11 protein-coding genes are annotated in these 17,202 nt (G+C 61.2%); 9 read left to right on the top strand and 2 right to left on the bottom strand.

Annotated features, from left to right (window positions below; genetic code table 11):
- Positions 1-215 precede the first annotated feature (215 nt).
- On the bottom strand, positions 216-953 hold the full coding sequence (locus tag BGE01nite_RS07290; protein ID WP_146849775.1) for a platelet-activating factor acetylhydrolase IB subunit: 738 nt from the start codon (positions 951-953) through the stop codon (positions 216-218).
- 170 nt (positions 954-1,123) lie between these two features.
- Between BGE01nite_RS07290 and BGE01nite_RS07295 the strand changes: the two genes are divergently transcribed.
- From BGE01nite_RS07295 to glmM, 9 genes are all read left to right on the top strand, one after another.
- Positions 1,124-2,734: an ABC-F family ATP-binding cassette domain-containing protein gene (locus BGE01nite_RS07295; RefSeq protein WP_146849776.1), complete on the top strand. Its 1,611-nt coding sequence runs from the start codon at positions 1,124-1,126 to the stop codon at positions 2,732-2,734.
- 208 nt (positions 2,735-2,942) lie between these two features.
- The gene (locus BGE01nite_RS07300; protein WP_146849864.1) at positions 2,943-4,946 is read left to right on the top strand and encodes an ATP-dependent DNA helicase; all 2,004 of its coding nucleotides are present in this window, start codon (positions 2,943-2,945) and stop codon (positions 4,944-4,946) included.
- Between the two features lie 348 nt (positions 4,947-5,294).
- Complete coding sequence (locus tag BGE01nite_RS07305) at positions 5,295-7,757, top strand: ATP-binding protein (protein WP_146849777.1); 2,463 nt, start codon at positions 5,295-5,297, stop codon at positions 7,755-7,757.
- A 12-nt stretch (positions 7,758-7,769) separates the two neighbouring features.
- Positions 7,770-8,246 carry an SMI1/KNR4 family protein gene (locus BGE01nite_RS07310; protein ID WP_146849778.1) on the top strand — a complete coding sequence of 159 codons (477 nt, stop codon included), beginning with the start codon at positions 7,770-7,772 and terminating at the stop codon, positions 8,244-8,246.
- A 219-nt stretch (positions 8,247-8,465) separates the two neighbouring features.
- Positions 8,466-8,900: a transposase gene (locus tag BGE01nite_RS07315; protein WP_246145679.1), complete on the top strand. Its 435-nt coding sequence runs from the start codon at positions 8,466-8,468 to the stop codon at positions 8,898-8,900.
- 246 nt (positions 8,901-9,146) lie between these two features.
- The gene (locus BGE01nite_RS07320; RefSeq protein ID WP_146849780.1) at positions 9,147-9,878 is read left to right on the top strand and encodes a uracil-DNA glycosylase family protein; all 732 of its coding nucleotides are present in this window, start codon (positions 9,147-9,149) and stop codon (positions 9,876-9,878) included.
- Positions 9,879-9,944: 66 nt separating this feature from the next.
- On the top strand, positions 9,945-11,537 hold the full coding sequence (locus BGE01nite_RS07325; protein ID WP_146849781.1) for an MFS transporter: 1,593 nt from the start codon (positions 9,945-9,947) through the stop codon (positions 11,535-11,537).
- 35 nt (positions 11,538-11,572) lie between these two features.
- Positions 11,573-12,613 carry a methyltransferase gene (locus BGE01nite_RS07330; protein ID WP_146849782.1) on the top strand — a complete coding sequence of 347 codons (1,041 nt, stop codon included), beginning with the start codon at positions 11,573-11,575 and terminating at the stop codon, positions 12,611-12,613.
- Positions 12,614-13,024: 411 nt separating this feature from the next.
- Positions 13,025-14,389, top strand: a complete 1,365-nt coding sequence (gene glmM, locus BGE01nite_RS07335; RefSeq protein WP_146849783.1) for a phosphoglucosamine mutase — start codon at positions 13,025-13,027, stop codon at positions 14,387-14,389.
- Positions 14,390-14,617: 228 nt separating this feature from the next.
- On the opposite strand, the gene BGE01nite_RS07340 is transcribed toward glmM, so the two are convergent.
- The gene (locus BGE01nite_RS07340; RefSeq protein ID WP_146849784.1) at positions 14,618-17,104 is read right to left on the bottom strand and encodes a phosphocholine-specific phospholipase C; all 2,487 of its coding nucleotides are present in this window, start codon (positions 17,102-17,104) and stop codon (positions 14,618-14,620) included.
- Positions 17,105-17,202 lie beyond the last annotated feature (98 nt).

Genomic DNA, 17,202 nt, shown 5'->3' on the forward strand with positions numbered 1-17,202 from the left:
GTCACCCTCCCCCTCGCCGACACTGCGAATCTCTTCAAGTGCAAGCGCGTGGCACCCTCAGACTCAACCTGGTCGAGACAAGTCCTCCAGGATTGGAGGGCCAAGGGCCCGGCACTCCTCAGCCCAGGGCAACGCCCTGGGGTTCACGAAAGCCAGCACTCACATCGGAGCCCGAGCGCCGAAGGTGCGACACTCGACTCCTGGGGTTCGTCATCTCACTCCCCCAGCAGTTCCTTCACCTTCGGCTCGATCGCCGCAGCCCACAGGTCATAGCCTTTTTCGGAGAGGTGCAGGAGGTCGGGCATGACTTCACGGGTGAGGGTGCCATCGGCTTCCAGGAAGGTCTTGCCGATGTCCAGGTACTGCACGGTCTCGCCGTCCGCATACTTGGAGATGATCGCATTCGTGGCCTCGTTCTGCTGGCGCATTGCATCCGTGGGCTTCTCGCCGCGCGGGAAGATGCCCAGGAGCAGGATCTTCGACTTCGGGCACTTCTTCTTCAGATTTTCGAGGATCAGTTTCACGCCTTCGGCGGTCTGCTCGGCGCTGCAGTGGTACTTGGCACCCTGCAGTTCCTTCTGCTCACGACCCACATGACCTGTGTTGTTTGTGCCGATCATGAGCACGATCAGCTTCGGTGAAAGACCATCAAAGTTGCCGTTCTCCAGGCGCCAAAGCACATGTTCCGTGCGGTCACCGCCGATCCCGAAGTTCGCCGCCTTGCGGGATGTATAATACCTGTTCCAGGCAGCCTTGCCATTGTTGCTCCAGCCCTGGGTGATGGAGTCGCCCAGAAAAACCAGCGGTGCCTCGCCCTTCTTGGAGATCTCGTTGAAGGCGGAGCTCTTGGTCACCCATCCTGCATCACGTGGCACGGGCTGGATGGCGAAGTTCGGTTCAGCCGCAAAAGCGGTTTGCACAAGCAGGGCAGAGGCGAGCAGGAGACGTTTCATGAGTGGGCAGGTGGGGGGGGAGGGGCCGGACTCAAGGCGGACCACCCTTGTATGGCAATCTTTTTTGGCGCGGAACTCCCTGATTTAGGCCTCAGACTGGGTGCTCCCTTCCCGGCGAAAGAAAGAAACCGGCTGCATTCCGCCCGTTTCATGCTACACGCACCGCCCCCATGCTCACCCTCCGCGACGTCTCCAAGTCCTTCAATGCCCGCCCGCTGTTCACCGGCGCCAAGATGACCGTGAACTACTCTGAGCGCGTGGCCCTCGTCGGCCCGAATGGTGCGGGCAAGTCCACCCTCTTCTCCCTGATCCTCGGTCTGGACACCCCGGACTCTGGCGAGGTCGTGCGTGATGAGTGGACCACCCTGGGCTTCCTGCCCCAGGAGAGCGAGCCCGTGGGCGAGGAGACCATCCTTGATGTCGCCACCGGTCGCGTGGGAGAGATGCAGCGCCTGGAAGGCATCTTGAAGGAATATGAATCTCGCGGTGATGTGGCCGCCCCTGAGTACAACCAGGCCCACTCCCTCCACGAGGCCCTGAATGACCCCCAGGCCGAGGCCAAGAGCAAAAAGATCCTCAAAGGCTTCGGCTTCAAGGAAACCGACTTCGACCGTCCCGCCCGTGAGTACTCCGGTGGCTGGGTCATGCGTGCCCACCTGGCCCGTCTTCTCGTCATCGAGCCCGACCTCCTCCTGCTCGATGAGCCGACGAACCATCTCGACCTCCTGTCGCTCATGTGGTTCCGCAACTACCTGAAGAACTACCCCGGTGCCATCCTGCTCATCTCCCATGACCGCGACTTCATGGATGAGCTCATCGAAAGCGTCTACGACATTGATGAAGGCAAGCTCGTCTCCTACCAGGGGAACTACAGCGAGTTCCTGAAGCAGAAGGAAGAAGCCTGGGACCGCTCCTACCAAGCCTGGAAAAACCAGCAGAAGGAGATCGAGGACATCCAGGAGTTCATCGACCGCTTCCGTTCCGTCGCCTCCAAGGCCGCACAGGCCCAGAGCCGCGAGCGCCAGCTCGAGAAGATGGAGAAGCTGGACAAGCCCCGCGCCCTCAAAAAGGCCTTCCGCTTCAATTTCCCCCAGCCTCAGCGCAGTGGTCAGCGTGTCATCGCTTTGACAGATATCCACCAGGCCTACGGCGAGAAGAAGATCTACACGGGTCTCGATCTCGAGGTCGAAAAAGGCGAGCGCACCGTGCTTGTCGGCCCGAACGGCTCCGGCAAATCTACCCTCATCAAGATCATGGCCGGCGTGGTCCCCTTCCAGAAGGGCGAGCGCCGCTTCGGCACCAATGTCAAGATGGGTTACTTCAGCCAGCACCGCGCTGACACGCTCGATCCCGAGTGCAGCGTGCTGGAGGAGATCAAACGCTGCGCCCCTGAACTGCGTGAGGACGATGTCCGCAGCATTCTCGGCAGCTTCCTCTTCAAGCGTGAGGACGTGTACAAGAAGTGCAAGGTCCTCAGCGGTGGTGAGAAAAGCCGTCTGAACCTCGTCAAATTCCTCGTCGATCCGCCGAACCTCCTCCTCATGGATGAGCCGACGACCCACTTGGACATCTGGGCCATCGAGGGCCTCATCCTCGCCCTGCAAAAGTTTGAAGGCACCCTCGTCTTCATCTCTCATGACGTGCACTTCATCCGCAGCATCGCCACCAAGGTCCTGCACATCAACAGCGGTGTCGTCACACCTTACAGCGGCGGTTACGACTACTACCTCGAGAAAACCGGCGCCGAGGAAAACGCCCGCGCCGCCGTCATCGCAGGCTAACTCGAGGGGACCTCAGGGCTCTCCTCAGTCCTCTGTGTCCCTCCGTGTTCTCTGTGGTTGAAAAGAATGTCCGGCTGCCCGGACGTACAACCCCATTCCGATGGGGTTGCATCCCCGATGGCAGAACTGAGTGTGAACTCACTCATCGTCAGCGAACACCATGTCTGGCATTGCGCCAGCGTGCGCCCCGGCCATTCTCAACCTCTCCATGATCAGCATCCTCGAAGCCACACCCGGCGCCACCGGCCCGTCGCTCGCCGACCGGATGCATCTGGCCTTCTCGGAAGATGGAAAGCTCGCGGAGTCACCGCAGTTTGAGTTCCGTCCGCAGCAGCAGCAGATGGCGCAGCTTGTCGGTGATGCCTTGGAAAAGAACCGCGCGCTGATTTGCGAAGCCGCCACGGGTGTCGGCAAGTCCCTCGCCTATCTCGTGCCTGCCGCCACGTATGCCAAAGAGCAGGGCCGCAAGGCCATCATCTGCACGCACACGATCAACCTGCAGGAGCAGCTCATTCACAAGGACATCCCCATCGTGAAAAAGATCGTGGGCGATTTTCATGCGGAGTTGCTGAAGGGTCGGAACAACTACCTCTGTCCCACGCGCCTGAAGAATGCCTTCTCCAACACCGGAGATCTCTTCAGCACTAGCGAGGCCGCCGAGCTTCAGCTCATCATGGAGTGGCAGCGCGAGCATCCGCACGGTACTCTGAGCGAGATGGATTTCACCCCCGGCGCACGCTTGTGGTCCATGGTACGCAGCGAGGCGCATGCCTGCACGCCACGCCGCTGCCCTCCCGGCAGCGGCTGTGTGTATCAAGACGTCCGCCGCCGCATGGCCGCCGCGGATGTACTGGTGCTGAACCACACGCTCTTCTTCACCTTGCTCGCTTCGGCGGAGGAAGTGCTCGCCGATGACGCGAACTTCATCTTCCCGCGTGACTTCGTCATCATCGACGAGGCCCACACCATCGAAAACATCGCCGCGCAAGCCTTTGGCATTCACGTTAGTGAGTCCAGCGTGCGCTTTGAGCTCGGCCGGCTCTACAATCCGAAGACCCGCAAAGGTTTCTTCCAGAGCGTGGGTGACAGTGATGCCATCCGCGAGGTCGCGCAAAGCATCGGCGCGGCGGAGGCCTTTTTCCGCGAGGCCGAGGACCGCTGTAAATTCACCGGCCCTTATGGCAAAGAGTTCCGCATCCGCGATGCCGACCTCGTCGAAAACACGTTGGCCCTTCCCCTTCAGCGCGTAGCCAACTTTGCTCTCAAAGCGGGCGATGCAGCCAAGAGCGAAGGCCAGAAGCTCGAGTTGCACGACATCGCCAAACGTCTCACCGCCTTGCGCACCGGCCTCGGAGCTTTCCTCGATCAAAGCGAGGATGGTCACGTCTACTGGGCCGAGCGCAGCACCGGTGACACGCGCAATCTCTCCCTGCACAGCGCGCCCATTGATGTCTCACCGAAACTCGAGGAGATCTTCTTCGCCGGTGGCAAAGCCTGCGTCTTCACCAGCGCCACCCTTGGTGTCGGTGATGACGAGCAGCTTGGTTATTTCCGCAAACGTGTCGGTGCGCAAAAGGCCCGCGCGACCAGCATCGAGAGCCCGTTTAACTTCCAGAAGCAGATGAAGCTCTATCTGGTGAAGAAGATGCCGGAGCCAAAGGACGCCACCTACGCGGAGGCCATGAAGGAGAAGATCGAGCACTTCCTCAAACTCTCGCAGGGCCGCGCCTTCGTGCTCTTCACCAGCTACTCGCAGCTCACCACCATGGCAGACCTGCTGGAGGACTTTTGTGATGATCACGACTGGCGTCTGCTCGTGCAGGGCAGGGGCATGCCTCGTCATCAGATGCTCGCCGAGTTCAAGCGGGATGTACACAGCATTTTGTTCGGCACGGACAGCTTCTGGACCGGCGTCGACGTCCCCGGCGAGGCCCTGAGCAACGTCATCATCACCCGCCTCCCCTTCGCCGTTCCGGATCACCCCGTCGTCGCCAGCCGCCTCGAGCATCTGGAAGAGCAAGGCCTCAACAGCTTCAGCGAATACAGCGTCCCCGAGGCCATCCTCAAACTGCGCCAGGGCGTCGGCCGACTCATCCGCACCCAGAAGGACAAAGGCATGGTCGCCATCCTCGACCCCCGCATCCTCACCAAGCCCTACGGCCGCGCCTTCATGGCCAGCCTGCCGGATTGCCCGGTGGAGATCGTCGGCTAGACGTACAACCCCATCCCACTGGGGTTGATCTTCGAATCTTCGCCAGCACACGGCCCGTTGAAGTCGCGCCAGCGACATGGACTGCGGCAGCCTGCTGCCGCTTTAGTGTTGGGCAGCCCTGCTGCCGGGAGAACAGCCTCGATTGCACGCCTGACATGTCCGTGTTGGCGACGGCCAGCAGGGCTGGCCTGGAGAAAGCGGCAGCAGGGCTGCCGCAGTCCATATGGACCGAGCCCACGCCAATCCCCACCCACCTAGCCTGTCACATTCCCGTCTCCCAATTCTCCACCTCTCCCCATCACTCTTCTTGCCAAATCAACGCGCTCTTCTCTACTCTCACGCATCGCCATGACCATCACTCCTGACCAATACGAAAAGCTCGGTGCCTTCTACCTCGGACGCGGTTACGACTTGGAAACCAAACAGCTCCAGGACGATCTGGTGATGTATGACTCCAAGGACCTCGTCACGCATGGCGTCGTCCTCGGCATGACCGGCTCCGGCAAGACCGGCCTCTGCCTCGCCTTGCTCGAAGAAGCCGCGATCGATGGTGTGCCCGTCATCGCCATCGATCCCAAAGGCGACATCGGCAATGCCCTCCTCACCTTCCCGAATCTCAGCGCTGAAGAATTCAAGCCCTGGGTGAACACCGACGATGCCCGTCGCAAAGGCGTGAGCGTGGATGAGTTCGCCCAGCAGCAGGCCGGCCTCTGGCAAAAAGGCCTTGGCGACTGGGGCCAAAGCCCCTCACGCATCCAGAAACTGCGCGAGACCGTGGACATGGCCATCTACACCCCCGGCAGCAGCGCGGGTCTGCCGGTGAGCATTCTCAGTTCCCTCGACTGTCCTCCCGCCGCTGTGATGGACGATGCGGAAACACTCGCGGACCGCATCGAGAGCACCGTCTCCTCCCTCCTCGGCCTCATGGGTGTCGAGGCCGATCCCGTGCAATCCCCCGAGCACATCCTGCTGAGCAACATCGTCGGTCATTGCTGGAAGAAAGGTCAGAACGTCACGCTCGAAAACCTCGTGCGCCACATCCAGCAGCCGCCGATCCGCAAGGTCGGTGTGGTGGACATCGAGTCCTTCTTCCCCGAGGCCAAGCGCACCGCGCTGGCGATGAAGCTGAACAACCTCATCGCCTCACCGGGCTTCGCCTCATGGCTGGAGGGCGAGCCGCTGGACATCCAGCGCATGTACTACACGCCGGAAGGCAAGCCACGCGTGACCATCTTCAACATCGCGCACCTCAGCGACAGCGAGCGCATGTTCTTCGTGGCCTTGTTGATGAATCAACTGTTAGGCTGGATGCGCTCTCAGCAGGGCACCACCTCCCTCCGCGCCATCTTCTACATGGACGAGATCTACGGCTACCTGCCGCCCACGGCCATGCCGCCCTCGAAGAAGCCCATGATGATCCTGCTCAAGCAGGCGCGCGCCTTCGGTCTCGGCCTGCTGCTCGCCACGCAGAACCCCGTGGACCTCGACTACAAGGCGCTGGCGAACATCGGCACGTGGTGGATCGGCCGCCTGCAGACCGAGCGCGATAAAGCCCGCCTCCTCGATGGTCTCGAGGGCGCCGTCAGCAGCAGCGGCGGCAAGTTTGAGCGTGGCGAGATGGAGACCGCCATGTCCGGTCTTGGCAACCGTGTCTTCCTCATGAACAACGTGCATGAGGACGGCCCCTGCATCTTCCACGTGCGCTGGATCATGAGTTACCTCAGCGGCCCGCTGGCCAAGGAGCAGGTGAAGCGCCTCATGGACCCCATTCGTCCTGCCAAGAAAAGCGCCGCTGCCGCTTCCGAGGACGATGGCTTCCTGCCACCCGGTGCCACCGCTGCGCCCGCTGCCGATCGCAACACCATCAAACCCAAGCTGCCAGAAGGCACCGCCGAGTATTTCATTTCCAGTGATGTCAGCCCGGACACGCTCTGCTACGTGCCTGCCATCCTGCGCAGCGCCGTGGTAAACTTTGACGATGCCCGCCGCAAGATCACCGGCATCAGCCGTGTCACCCTCGTGAACCCCATTGATGCCAACGGCCAGCGCGTGCTCTGGGACAAGTTCGTCGACATCCCGCGCGATATCGACCTAACCAAATGGAGTTCTGATCCGACAGAGGGCTCTGAATACGCCGAGCTTCCCGGCGCCGCGCAGAAGTCCAGCACCTACACCAGCATCAAGAAAGACTACGCCGACTGGGTGTATGCCAACCACTTCATGGAAGTGAGCTTCAGTCCCCTGCTCGAAGCTTATTCGAACCCCGGTGAGAAGGTCGATGAGTTCAAAGCCCGCATCACGCAAACGGCTCGCGAACTGCGTGACAAAGCCATCGAAGAGCTTCGCGCCAAAGCCGCCAAGACTTTGAAGTCTCTCGATGACAAGCAGGCCAAGGCCCAGCTCAAGGTGGACACCCAGAAGCAGCAGGCCAGCAGCGCCAAGCTCTCCGCCGCTGTCAGCATCGGCTCCAGCATCCTCGGCGCCTTCTTTGGCCGCAAGAGCAAGATGGGTGCCGTTGGTTCCCTCATGAAAGGCAGCACCGTCACCAGCGCCTCCCGCGTCATGCGCGAAGGCCAGGAAGCCGCTGCCGCCGAGGCCGAGCTGGAGTCGCTGAATCAAGACGAAGCCGAGCTGGCGAAGACCCTCGAGACCGAGATCCAGAAACTCCGCGACCAATACGACCCCACCACCCTGGTCCTCGAAACCTTCAAGCTCACCCCCGTCAAAACCCGCATCCAACCCGATGCCATCGGCATCCTCTGGCTGCCCCATGAGCGCGTGGGCGGAGAGCTGAGGAAGGGGTGGGTGTGATTATTCCGCACTATGCCTGATTGGAAGAAAATTATCATCGAGCAACACGAGCGTAACCACAAGAATGACAGCGTGAAGCTCATTCAAGGGGCTCCTTGCACCCAGGAAGATATCGCGCGCCTTGAGGCAACAATTGGCTTGAAGATGCCTTCGGAATTCAAGGAGCTCTACTTGGAGGTCAATGGTTTTGGATGCCATTCGGGCCAGGACAATTGGCTCCTGGTGCCTGTCGAGCACGTTCCCCAGGTGATACAGCTTGCGCGGAACTGGTTCTCGGAGACGCATTCCGAACTGGCGGCACGCTTCTTCCCTTTCATTGACTGGGGGTGTGGAGACTACACGGGCTATTTGGTGTCCGAGTCCGGAATGCTGGAGAAAGGGCTGTACACCTTTGGCCACGAGGAGTATGAGTTTGATGCCTCGCAGGAGAGCGATGTGTTTCTTTACCCATCGGGCTTTGTTTCCATTGGGGATTTTATCCGGCTCTAAGGGCTCTGCGTGGTCTTTCTGAATCCCAAGCCCAAAGGGCTTGCGCATCATAGCGAAGGGGTGCCGAGCCTTGGCGAGTGCTCCCCTGGAAACAGCGCCCACGACATTCCGGTCAGAGCGGAACCCCGAAGGTGGTTCCGCATCGGCTTCGCGAATTGGCATTTACCTAACACGTAGGATGTCGAACGATGCCGGGCCATGCCTCAATCGCTTTCCAACATGATCACCCACCTGGTCTTCTCAACCAAGGGCCGGGAGCCTTGGTTTGTGGACCCGGCGAAGATGAACTCGGTGCACGCCTACTTAGGCGGTGTGTCAGCGAGATTGGAATGCCCCACCATCGCCGTTGGTGGTGTGGCGGATCATGTGCATCTCCTCGCTCGCATGAGCCGGACCATCTGCTTGTCGGACTGGGTCAAGGAGTTGAAACGTGCCAGCACGGTATGGATGCATGAGGAGTGGTCTGATTTCGCCACCTTTCATTGGCAGGCTGGCTATGGGGCCTTTTCTGTGAGCCAGTCCAACACCGATGCAGTGGTGGAGTATGTGCAGACTCAGGCCGAGCATCATCAGAAAATCACCTTCAAAGACGAATTCCGGGCCATGTTGCGCAAACACTGCATCGAGTGGGATGAACGCTATGTTTGGGATTGAGGCAGGCGTGATGCGTGAAGCCGATGCGGAACCCGTTCCGGGTTCGCGCTTTGAGGTGCGGGACGGAATCTCGCATACCAGGGTAGCGCTCGCTAAGGCTCGGCAACCCTTCGCTATGATGCGGAAGGCCGTTGGCCTTCAATCCCGGTCACTCATCTGCGCGCAAGTCCTCAGGTATGCCAACACAGCCTTCCTGCTCACCCCACCCTTGACCCCATCCTCACCCTGCTTCACGACTCCGCCCTCGTGTCTTCCCCGTCCTCTCTCCTCATCGCCGCTGCCCAGAAACTCCGCGAAGCGCTGCGCCCGCTGCGGTTTGCGCCGCCGACGGAGTTCATCTACAACCCGCTCGACTACGCCTGGGCACCGCATGAGGCTTATCTGACACGCTTCGGCAGCACGAAGAAAAAGGTCGTGCTCGTCGGCATGAACCCCGGCCCCTTTGGCATGACCCAGACCGGCGTGCCCTTTGGCGAGATCGCCGCCGTGCGCGACTGGATGGGCATCTGCGAACCTGTGGGCAAACCGGATCACGAGCACCCGAAGCGCAAAGTCGTGGGCTTCGACTGCCCGAACTCTGAAGTGAGCGGACGTCGTCTCTGGGGCCTGTTTGCGCAGCGCTTTGGCAAGGCGGAAAATTTCTTCAAGGACCACTTCGTCGCCAACTACTGCCCGCTCGTGTTCATGGAGGACAGCGGCCGCAATCGCACCCCGGACAAACTCCCCGTCGAGGAAACAGAAGCCATGGAAAAGCTCTGTGATGAGCACCTGCGCTCCGTCATCGCCGCGCTGGATCCCGAGTGGGTCATCGGTGTCGGCGGCTTTGCCGAGGAGCGTGCGAGCCGTGCCCGCGAGGCCATGAAGGGCAGCTTCAAAGTGGGACGTGTCTTGCACCCCAGCCCTGCCAGCCCCGCCGCGAACCGGGACTGGGCCGGAGCCGCCACGAAGCAGCTCACCGCCCTGGGAGTATGGAAATGAGTCATTGCCACCTCCGCTGAGAATCTCGTAAAAACCCGCTTCCCCGTCCGTTCCTTCCCGCCCCTCATGTCTACCACCGCCACTCCCGCCCCTCCTGCCGCAAAACAACGCGGTTACGTCGCCGCACTTGTCGCCGCCTTCCTCGGTTGGATGTTTGATGGCTTTGAGATGGGTCTCTTCCCGCTGATCGGCAAGCCCGCGCTCCAGGACATGCTGCCTGCGGCGGACGACGCCGTGCGGGGGCAATGGTTCACGGTGATTATCGCCATCTTCCTCGTCGGGGCGGCCACAGGTGGCGTGCTCTTCGGCTGGCTGGGAGACAAACTCGGCCGCGTGAAGGCCATGGCGCTGGCCATCTTCACCTTCGCCATCTTCACCGGCCTCTGCGCCTTCGCCACCGAGGCCTGGCAGTTCGCTGGCCTGCGTTTCGTGGCCTCCCTCGGCATGGGTGGCGAGTGGGCACTCGGCGTGGCTCTTGTGAATGAAATCTGGGGCGGCAAAAACCGCGCCTGGGTGGCCGGCATGATCGGTGCGGCCTCCAATGTCGGCTTCCTGCTCACGGGCGTGCTCAGCCTCTATTTGAATGCCAGCCTGGAGTCGATCACCCACTGGATCAGCAGCATCGGCATCAGCCAGGAGACGGCGGATTACTTGATGCATAACCGCGGCTGGCGCTTCCTTGCCGTCAGTGGTGCCGCACCTGCCCTGATCAATTTCTTCATCCTCATCTTCGTGCCAGAATCCCACAAATGGGAAGCCGAGAAGAAGTCCGGCAGCACCTCGCATTGGGCCACGAAAGACCTCCTCGGCGTCCTGGTCGCCGCCATCGCTGCGCTTGGCATCATCACCGTCTGGACACCGCAAGTGCTGAAAGATGTCGGCAACGTTGTCGCCGTGCCCGTGACCATCGTCGGCCTCGGCATCGCCCTCTGGGGTTATCTGCTCCCCGTGCGCCGTTACATGACCCGCGCGCAGGCAGGTGGCAGCGTGCAGACCTCCGATCGCGCGTTCATCATGAAGAACCTGATCATCGGCGCCAGCCTCGCCGCCGTGGCCCTCATGGGCACCTGGGGCTCAGCCCAGCAGGCTGCGAAGTGGGCCTCCTTCCTCTCTGCGGATGGCACGAAGTCGAACATCATCGAGTACGTCGTCATCGCCACCGCGCTGGGCGCCATCCTCATCACGCTCATCACCCCGCTGGTGGCTGACAAGCTGGGCCGCCGCATCACCTACTTCCTTCTCTGCGTGCTGGCCATGGGTTCGTCCTTCGTCTTCTTCAAGACCAATCACTCCTACACCGGCGCCGACATGCCTGTCTGGCTCATGATCACCGCCTTCCTCATCGGCGGTCTCACGGCCTCGTTCTACGGCTTCTTCCCGCTCTATTTCCCCGAGCTCTTCCCCACCAGCGTGCGCGCCACCGGCCAGGGCTTCTGTTTCAATTTTGGCCGCCTCATCGCCGCCATCGGCTCCCTCCAGTTTGTCAATCTCATGAGCATGTTTGGTTCGGCCAAAGTGACCGAGCTCGAGGGCGAGGCCCGCCGCCTCATGCAGCTCCAGGTCGAGGCGAATGCCTTCACCGTCCTCTCCTGCATCTACATCGTCGGCATGGTGCTCGTCTGGTTCGCCCCAGAGACAAAGGGCAAGGCACTGAGCTGATCGAGTTGGAAAAACATCCCCTTTCCAGCTCTGCCATGAATCCCGCCCTCACCACGCTGCCCTCCACGGATCCGGCGCAGATCCTGCGTTTTCGCGACCGCCAGTATTCGGCGGAGCTCCTCGCCACGGCGCTGCTGCACTATGATTTCTTCAGTTGGTTAGGCCTGAATGCGGGCGCTTCATCGGACCTCATCTCAAAGCACTTCGGCTTCATCGCCCGTCCTCTGGATGTGCTGCTCACCCTGTGCCGCGCCAGCGGTCTGGTGACCACAGATGCCGCAGGTGGTCATCACCTCACCGCGCATGCGCAGGAGCATCTGGTGAAGGGTTCGCCCTGGTATCTCGGACCGTACTATGCGCCGGTCAAAGACACCCCTATCGTCAAAGGTTTCCTCAGCGTGCTCACCACCGGCAAGCCCGGCAACTGGCAGGCAAAGTCCGATGCGAAAGACTGGCATGAGTCCATGCTCGATCCCGAGTTCGCCCGCAGCTTCACGGATCTCATGAACTGCCGCGGCATGATCTTCGGACAGTTCCTGGCCAAGGCCATCAAACCCTTGTTAGGCGATCGCTGTCATCTTCTCGATGTCGGCGGTGGTTCCGGCATCTACTCCTCCACCATGGTCGCTGCGCATCCGCAGCTCAGCGCCACCGTGCTGGAGCAGTCGCCGGTCGATGCCATCGTGAAAAAAGAGATCGCCCGTCATGGTCTCGAGTCCCGCGTCAAAGTGGCCACCGGAGACATGTTCAAGGTCACCTGGCCGGAGACGGACATCATCCTGCTTTCCAACGTGCTGCATGACTGGGACCTCCCCGAGGTGCGCGCCCTCCTGGTCAAAGCCGCTGAAACTCTGAAACCCGGCGGCCTGCTCATCATCCATGATGCCTTCATCCAGGATGGCAAAACCGGCCCCATGGCCGTGGCCGAGTACTCCGCCCTGCTCATGAACATCACCCAGGGTAAGTGCTACAGCCCCGCCGAATACGGCGCCGTGCTCCGCGAGGTCGGTTTCGAGCCCGGTTCCTACCAGGACACCATCGGCGACCGCGGCTTCATGACGGCCGTGCGGCGTTAGACCGGGTTCTTGAGCGACAGCTTTTAGCGCCGGTCCATAGTTCCCACGCCGCTGAGCAATTCTGCGAGCGACGATTGATGGACGGCTTGAGGGCCGAAGGCCCGTCACTCCTTAGCCCTGGGCAACGCCCAGGGAATTCGTTGCATTCCCCTCCCCCTGCAATCAGAGCGCCGAAGGTGCGACACTCGACTCCTCGGGTCCATTCACCGCCACAGCTCCAGGAGTCGAGTGTCGGCCCTTCAGCCTCTGTGTCGGTCCATGGATCAGCGTTCGCACATCCCCAGGGCTCTCGCCCTGGGCTGAGGAGTGCCGCCTCTTCGAGGCTTCAACAGGATGGCCCACCTGCATCACGTCTGGCCCTCCCCGCCTTTGACACCCCGCTTCTCCTGCGGTAGAACCGCCGCCCTATCTATGTCTGAAAAGCGCCAGTTCTTCGGCACCGACGGCGTCCGCGCCGTGGCCAATCGCCATCCCATGACCCCCGAGTTCGTGATGCGTCTCGGACAGGCCGCTGCCGTCGTGCTCGGGAAAAAGCCCGACGTCGGCGAGCGCCCCCGCTGCATCATCGGCCGCGATACCCGCGCCTCGGGCGAGATGTTTGAGGCCGCCCTCATCGCCGGCCTGAACTCCGCCGGGGTCGATGTCGTCCTCGCCGGCATGGTGCCCACCCCCGCCGTGGCCATGCTCGCGGACAAGACGGGTGCCGACTTCGGCATCGTTGTCAGCGCCTCGCACAATCCCTTCCACGACAACGGCATCAAGTTCGTTCATGGCAACGGCCGCAAGCTCAGCGACAAGACCGAGATCGCCATCGAGAAGATTGTCCTCGGCACCAGCGACGAGGCCCCGCGCCTCGAAGGCCGTGGCATCGGCCGCGTCAGCCGCATGAAGGAAGCCGTCGACCTCTACGTCGCCCACGCCGTCGCCAGCATGGGCGGTGTGCGTCTCGATGGCATGCGCGTCGCTCTTGATAACGCTCACGGTGCTGCTTCTTACACCAGCGCCGCCGCCTTGGAAAAACTCGGCGCAGACGTGCAGGTCTTCCACAGCGAGCCGGACGGTTTCAACATCAACGAAGAGTGCGGCTGCACGCACAGTGATGAGCTGGAGCGACTCGTCCGTCAGAGCCAGGCCCAGGCCGGCATCGCCCATGATGGTGATGCAGACCGCATCGCCCTTTGCGATGAGGAAGCCATTGCGCTGGATGGTGATGAGCTCATGGCCATCGCCGCCGAATCCATGCTGCGCAAAGGCACGCTGAAGCAAAACACCGTGGCCGTCACCATCATGAGCAATTACGGTCTCGATGACCTCGTCTCGCGTCTCGGCGGCCGTGTCATCCGCACGAACGTCGGCGACCGCTACGTGCTCGAAGAAATGCATGCCCGTGGCCTCAACTTCGGCGGCGAGCAGAGCGGCCACATCATCTTTGGCGATTGGGCCACCACGGGCGATGGTCTCGTCGCCGGCCTGCAGGTCCTCAAGATCATGAAGGAGACTGGCGAGCCTCTCAGCCAGCTCCGCAAGTGCCTGAAGAAGTTCCCCCAGGCCGCGCGCAACCTCCGCGTGCGGTCCAAGCCACCGGCAGACGATCTGAAGGAAGCCCAGAAGATCATCAAAGAGACCGAGAAGAAGCTCGGCGACTACGGCCGCGTCCTCCTCCGCTACTCCGGCACCGAGCCCCTCATCCGCCTCCTCATCGAAGGCCGCGACGTCGAATACCTCGAAGCCCAGGCCGACAAAATCGCCTCCGCGATCCTCGCTCAAATCGGCTAACCAACGATTGGGTGTGGAGGTAAGGCGTGAGCATGCCTTCACGGGAGGTGGATGGCAGACAAATGCGTACAGGCAAATGGCTCTCCACCAGAGAAGAAACCTTCATCATTCGTCTGCCCCTATTCGCCTGCCAGACTGATGGTGTGATCTCAGCCCCAGAAGGAAGATTCACATCTTCCTCGACATATGATCCGCCTGGCGCGGCCGGTCCGCCCCCCGAATCACGATTTATGAATGTCTCCGGCCCAGCGTCGGATCGCTCAGCCCAGCTTCTCCATTTTCAATCCGGCCTGCACAGCGCCTGCCAAACCCTTGGTTCCCCTCCACCACAATGCTGAAGTCATACCACCGGTGACTGGAGGCAAAGTCGAGCACCACACGCACCCCTTCTCCTGGAGCCAGCAAGTGGCCGCTCGCTACGCCCGAGCCCACATGATGCGTCACCATCACCTTCATGCTCCGGGACGAGTCACGGTTGAGCAGGTTCAGCACTCCCTTTCCGGTGAGACGGCCCGCGTTTGGACCCGTGCGCTCTGAATCAAAACTGACCTCCAGGGCAGGCCCGTCCAGGGCCCCTCGGAACTCCCGATAGAATCCATTCGGGCCATAGGCACGGAGATGATAGCGCCCGGACTCAAAGTCACCCACCTTCCAGGCGTGGGACACTCGATCACCCGCGCTCACCGCAAATGACCAGCGCCGGCATGATTCCAGCGACGTCCCGGCTCCTCCGTCCGCCGAACCAAATTTGCCGGGAGCATACACCTGAAACGGGGCTCCAGCCGACTTGGCACCAAAATCCTGATGGCCTGCTTCGAAGGTCATTTCAAAAGCCCCGTCCTTCACCTTCAGCCGTCCATCCACTTTCAGCTCGTAGGGCAGGGCACAGGACACTCGCTGCCCTGCCTCCTGCTGCGGGAGAAACCGCGACTCCTCAGGGGCCAGCCGGATCGCTTCGATCTCGTCAGGCTGCAGGCTGCGAAAGCTCTCCGGCAGTCCCTGAAACTGGCTGCGATGGATCTGCTCCACCACACGATCCCGCTTCAGCGCTTCGGGATGCACCGACTTCTCAGGAGGTCGTTTCTGAAACGCCGCCGTGAGATCGCCACACACGGTCCGCCGCCATGGGCTGATGTTCGTCTCCTTGATCTCATGCCCTGACCGGTTGCGCACGAACACCTCCAGAAACTGAAGGACCGAGGTATGGTCAAACACTTGGGAGCAGACATTCCCACCGCGCGACCACGGCGAGGCGATCACCATCGGCACACGGTAGCCCAGCCCCAGGGCATGCCCATGCTCATCGAAGTCCAAAGTGGTATCGATCCCCTTTGATGCCGCGCCCGTGGCAGGCTGCTGGGTGTGCGGAGGCACAAAGGGCGGCACATGATCGTAGTATCCGTCGTTCTCATCATAGGTGAGGATGAACACCGTCTTTTTCCACACCTCCGGGTTCTGAGTCAGGATGTCCAGCACCTCCGAGACATACCAAGCCCCATACCATGGGGCGGACGGATGATCGGAAAACACCTCCGGAGCAGCCAGCCAGGACACCGCGGGCAGCTTCCCCTCCGTCACATCTTTGCGGAATTGGAACAGCACATCACCCGCCGGCACTTTCACCTCACGCTCCATCTCGCCATCGCGGTAGCGCAGAGTCTCCATCTCACGGTGCTTCGGATCTCCCGTGTTTGTCGCGAAGGCACGCTCATGAAGACTCCGCTCCTTGGCTGGCAGCGCCGCATAGCGCTCCGGCGTGTATTCCGCCATCTCCTTCTCCAGCCTGGCCAGCTCATCACGGCTCCGCGCAACCTCCTTGTTAGACTTGTCAGTTTCATCAGCTAGCAGGCCGCGCAGCTCCTCCGCGCGCTTCCTGGCATACGTCATGCGCGCCGGGTGAAAGCGCAGATGATATTGCAAGAAGTACTCCAGAGGATTGTCTCCATAGTTGCCTAACCAAGAGTCTGCTTCACGGTCCAGGCCGGTGGAGATGTAGAGCTCGTTTTGATAAAACTTCCAGGAGATCCCCTGCTCCTCCAGCCGCTCCGGAAAGGTGGTCCAGTCCGCCGGCGAATCATGATCGATCTGGTGGTTCTCCAGCCGCGCATTGGCGGAGGCATCACGCGGATCGCGATTCGTCCCGGACCAGAGGAACAGCCGGTTGGGCGTGGTGCAGGACTGGATGGAGCAGAAGTGCTGGTCACACACCGTGAAGGCATCCGCGAACGCATAGTAAAACGGCACATCCTGCCGGTCATAGAATCCCAGCGTCAGCGGCATGTCGGCGTAGTCCTTCACATGTGATTTCTTCTGGACCAGCCACTGGTCATGCTTCCCCTGGTTCGTCGCCGCCACCTGGGACTTGCGGTCATGCGGCAGGTCTCTCATCCAGGTGGATCTCGACTCATGGATCTTGAGTCCAAAAGGCGCATACGTCTTGCCGTGCGAGTCCGTCTGAAGCCACACCGGATTTCCACCCGGTGTCTCGATGGCCCGTGGATCATCAAAACCCCGCACCCCGCGCATCGACCCATAGACATGGTCAAAAGAGCGGTTCTCCTGCATCAGAATCACCACATGCTCCGCATCTTCAAACGAGCTGCCTTCCGCCGGCTCGATGCTCAGCGCTTTCAAGATCGATTCTGGAAGCGAGAACGCCCCAAGCCCTCCCGCCAGAGTGGCCGCCCGCTGGATGAAAGCCCGTCGTGTCTGCATCGAATAGAAACGTCTTGAGAGAGAGATTTGTTGCGCCAGCACTCCCTGTAGAGGCAGGGGGCAGCAGACTTTCCACGAAGCTCGGAGTGAGACAGTCA

Source organism: Prosthecobacter gellanilyticus, from assembly GCF_007992435.1.
In the GTDB taxonomy this organism is placed as follows: Bacteria; Verrucomicrobiota; Verrucomicrobiia; order Verrucomicrobiales; family Verrucomicrobiaceae; genus Prosthecobacter; species Prosthecobacter gellanilyticus.

What these genes read in the sequence shown, in the direction of transcription:
- BGE01nite_RS07290 (WP_146849775.1), bottom strand. Translation starts at nt 953, where the DNA reads ATGAAACGTCTCCTGCTCGCCTCTGCCCTGCTTGTGCAAACCGCTTTT.
- BGE01nite_RS07295 (WP_146849776.1), top strand. Translation starts at nt 1,124, where the DNA reads ATGCTCACCCTCCGCGACGTCTCCAAGTCCTTCAATGCCCGCCCGCTG.
- BGE01nite_RS07300 (WP_146849864.1), top strand. Translation starts at nt 2,943, where the DNA reads ATGATCAGCATCCTCGAAGCCACACCCGGCGCCACCGGCCCGTCGCTC.
- BGE01nite_RS07305 (WP_146849777.1), top strand. Translation starts at nt 5,295, where the DNA reads ATGACCATCACTCCTGACCAATACGAAAAGCTCGGTGCCTTCTACCTC.
- BGE01nite_RS07310 (WP_146849778.1), top strand. Translation starts at nt 7,770, where the DNA reads ATGCCTGATTGGAAGAAAATTATCATCGAGCAACACGAGCGTAACCAC.
- BGE01nite_RS07315 (WP_246145679.1), top strand. Translation starts at nt 8,466, where the DNA reads ATGATCACCCACCTGGTCTTCTCAACCAAGGGCCGGGAGCCTTGGTTT.
- BGE01nite_RS07325 (WP_146849781.1), top strand. Translation starts at nt 9,945, where the DNA reads ATGTCTACCACCGCCACTCCCGCCCCTCCTGCCGCAAAACAACGCGGT.
- BGE01nite_RS07330 (WP_146849782.1), top strand. Translation starts at nt 11,573, where the DNA reads ATGAATCCCGCCCTCACCACGCTGCCCTCCACGGATCCGGCGCAGATC.
- glmM (WP_146849783.1), top strand. Translation starts at nt 13,025, where the DNA reads ATGTCTGAAAAGCGCCAGTTCTTCGGCACCGACGGCGTCCGCGCCGTG.
- BGE01nite_RS07340 (WP_146849784.1), bottom strand. Translation starts at nt 17,104, where the DNA reads ATGCAGACACGACGGGCTTTCATCCAGCGGGCGGCCACTCTGGCGGGA.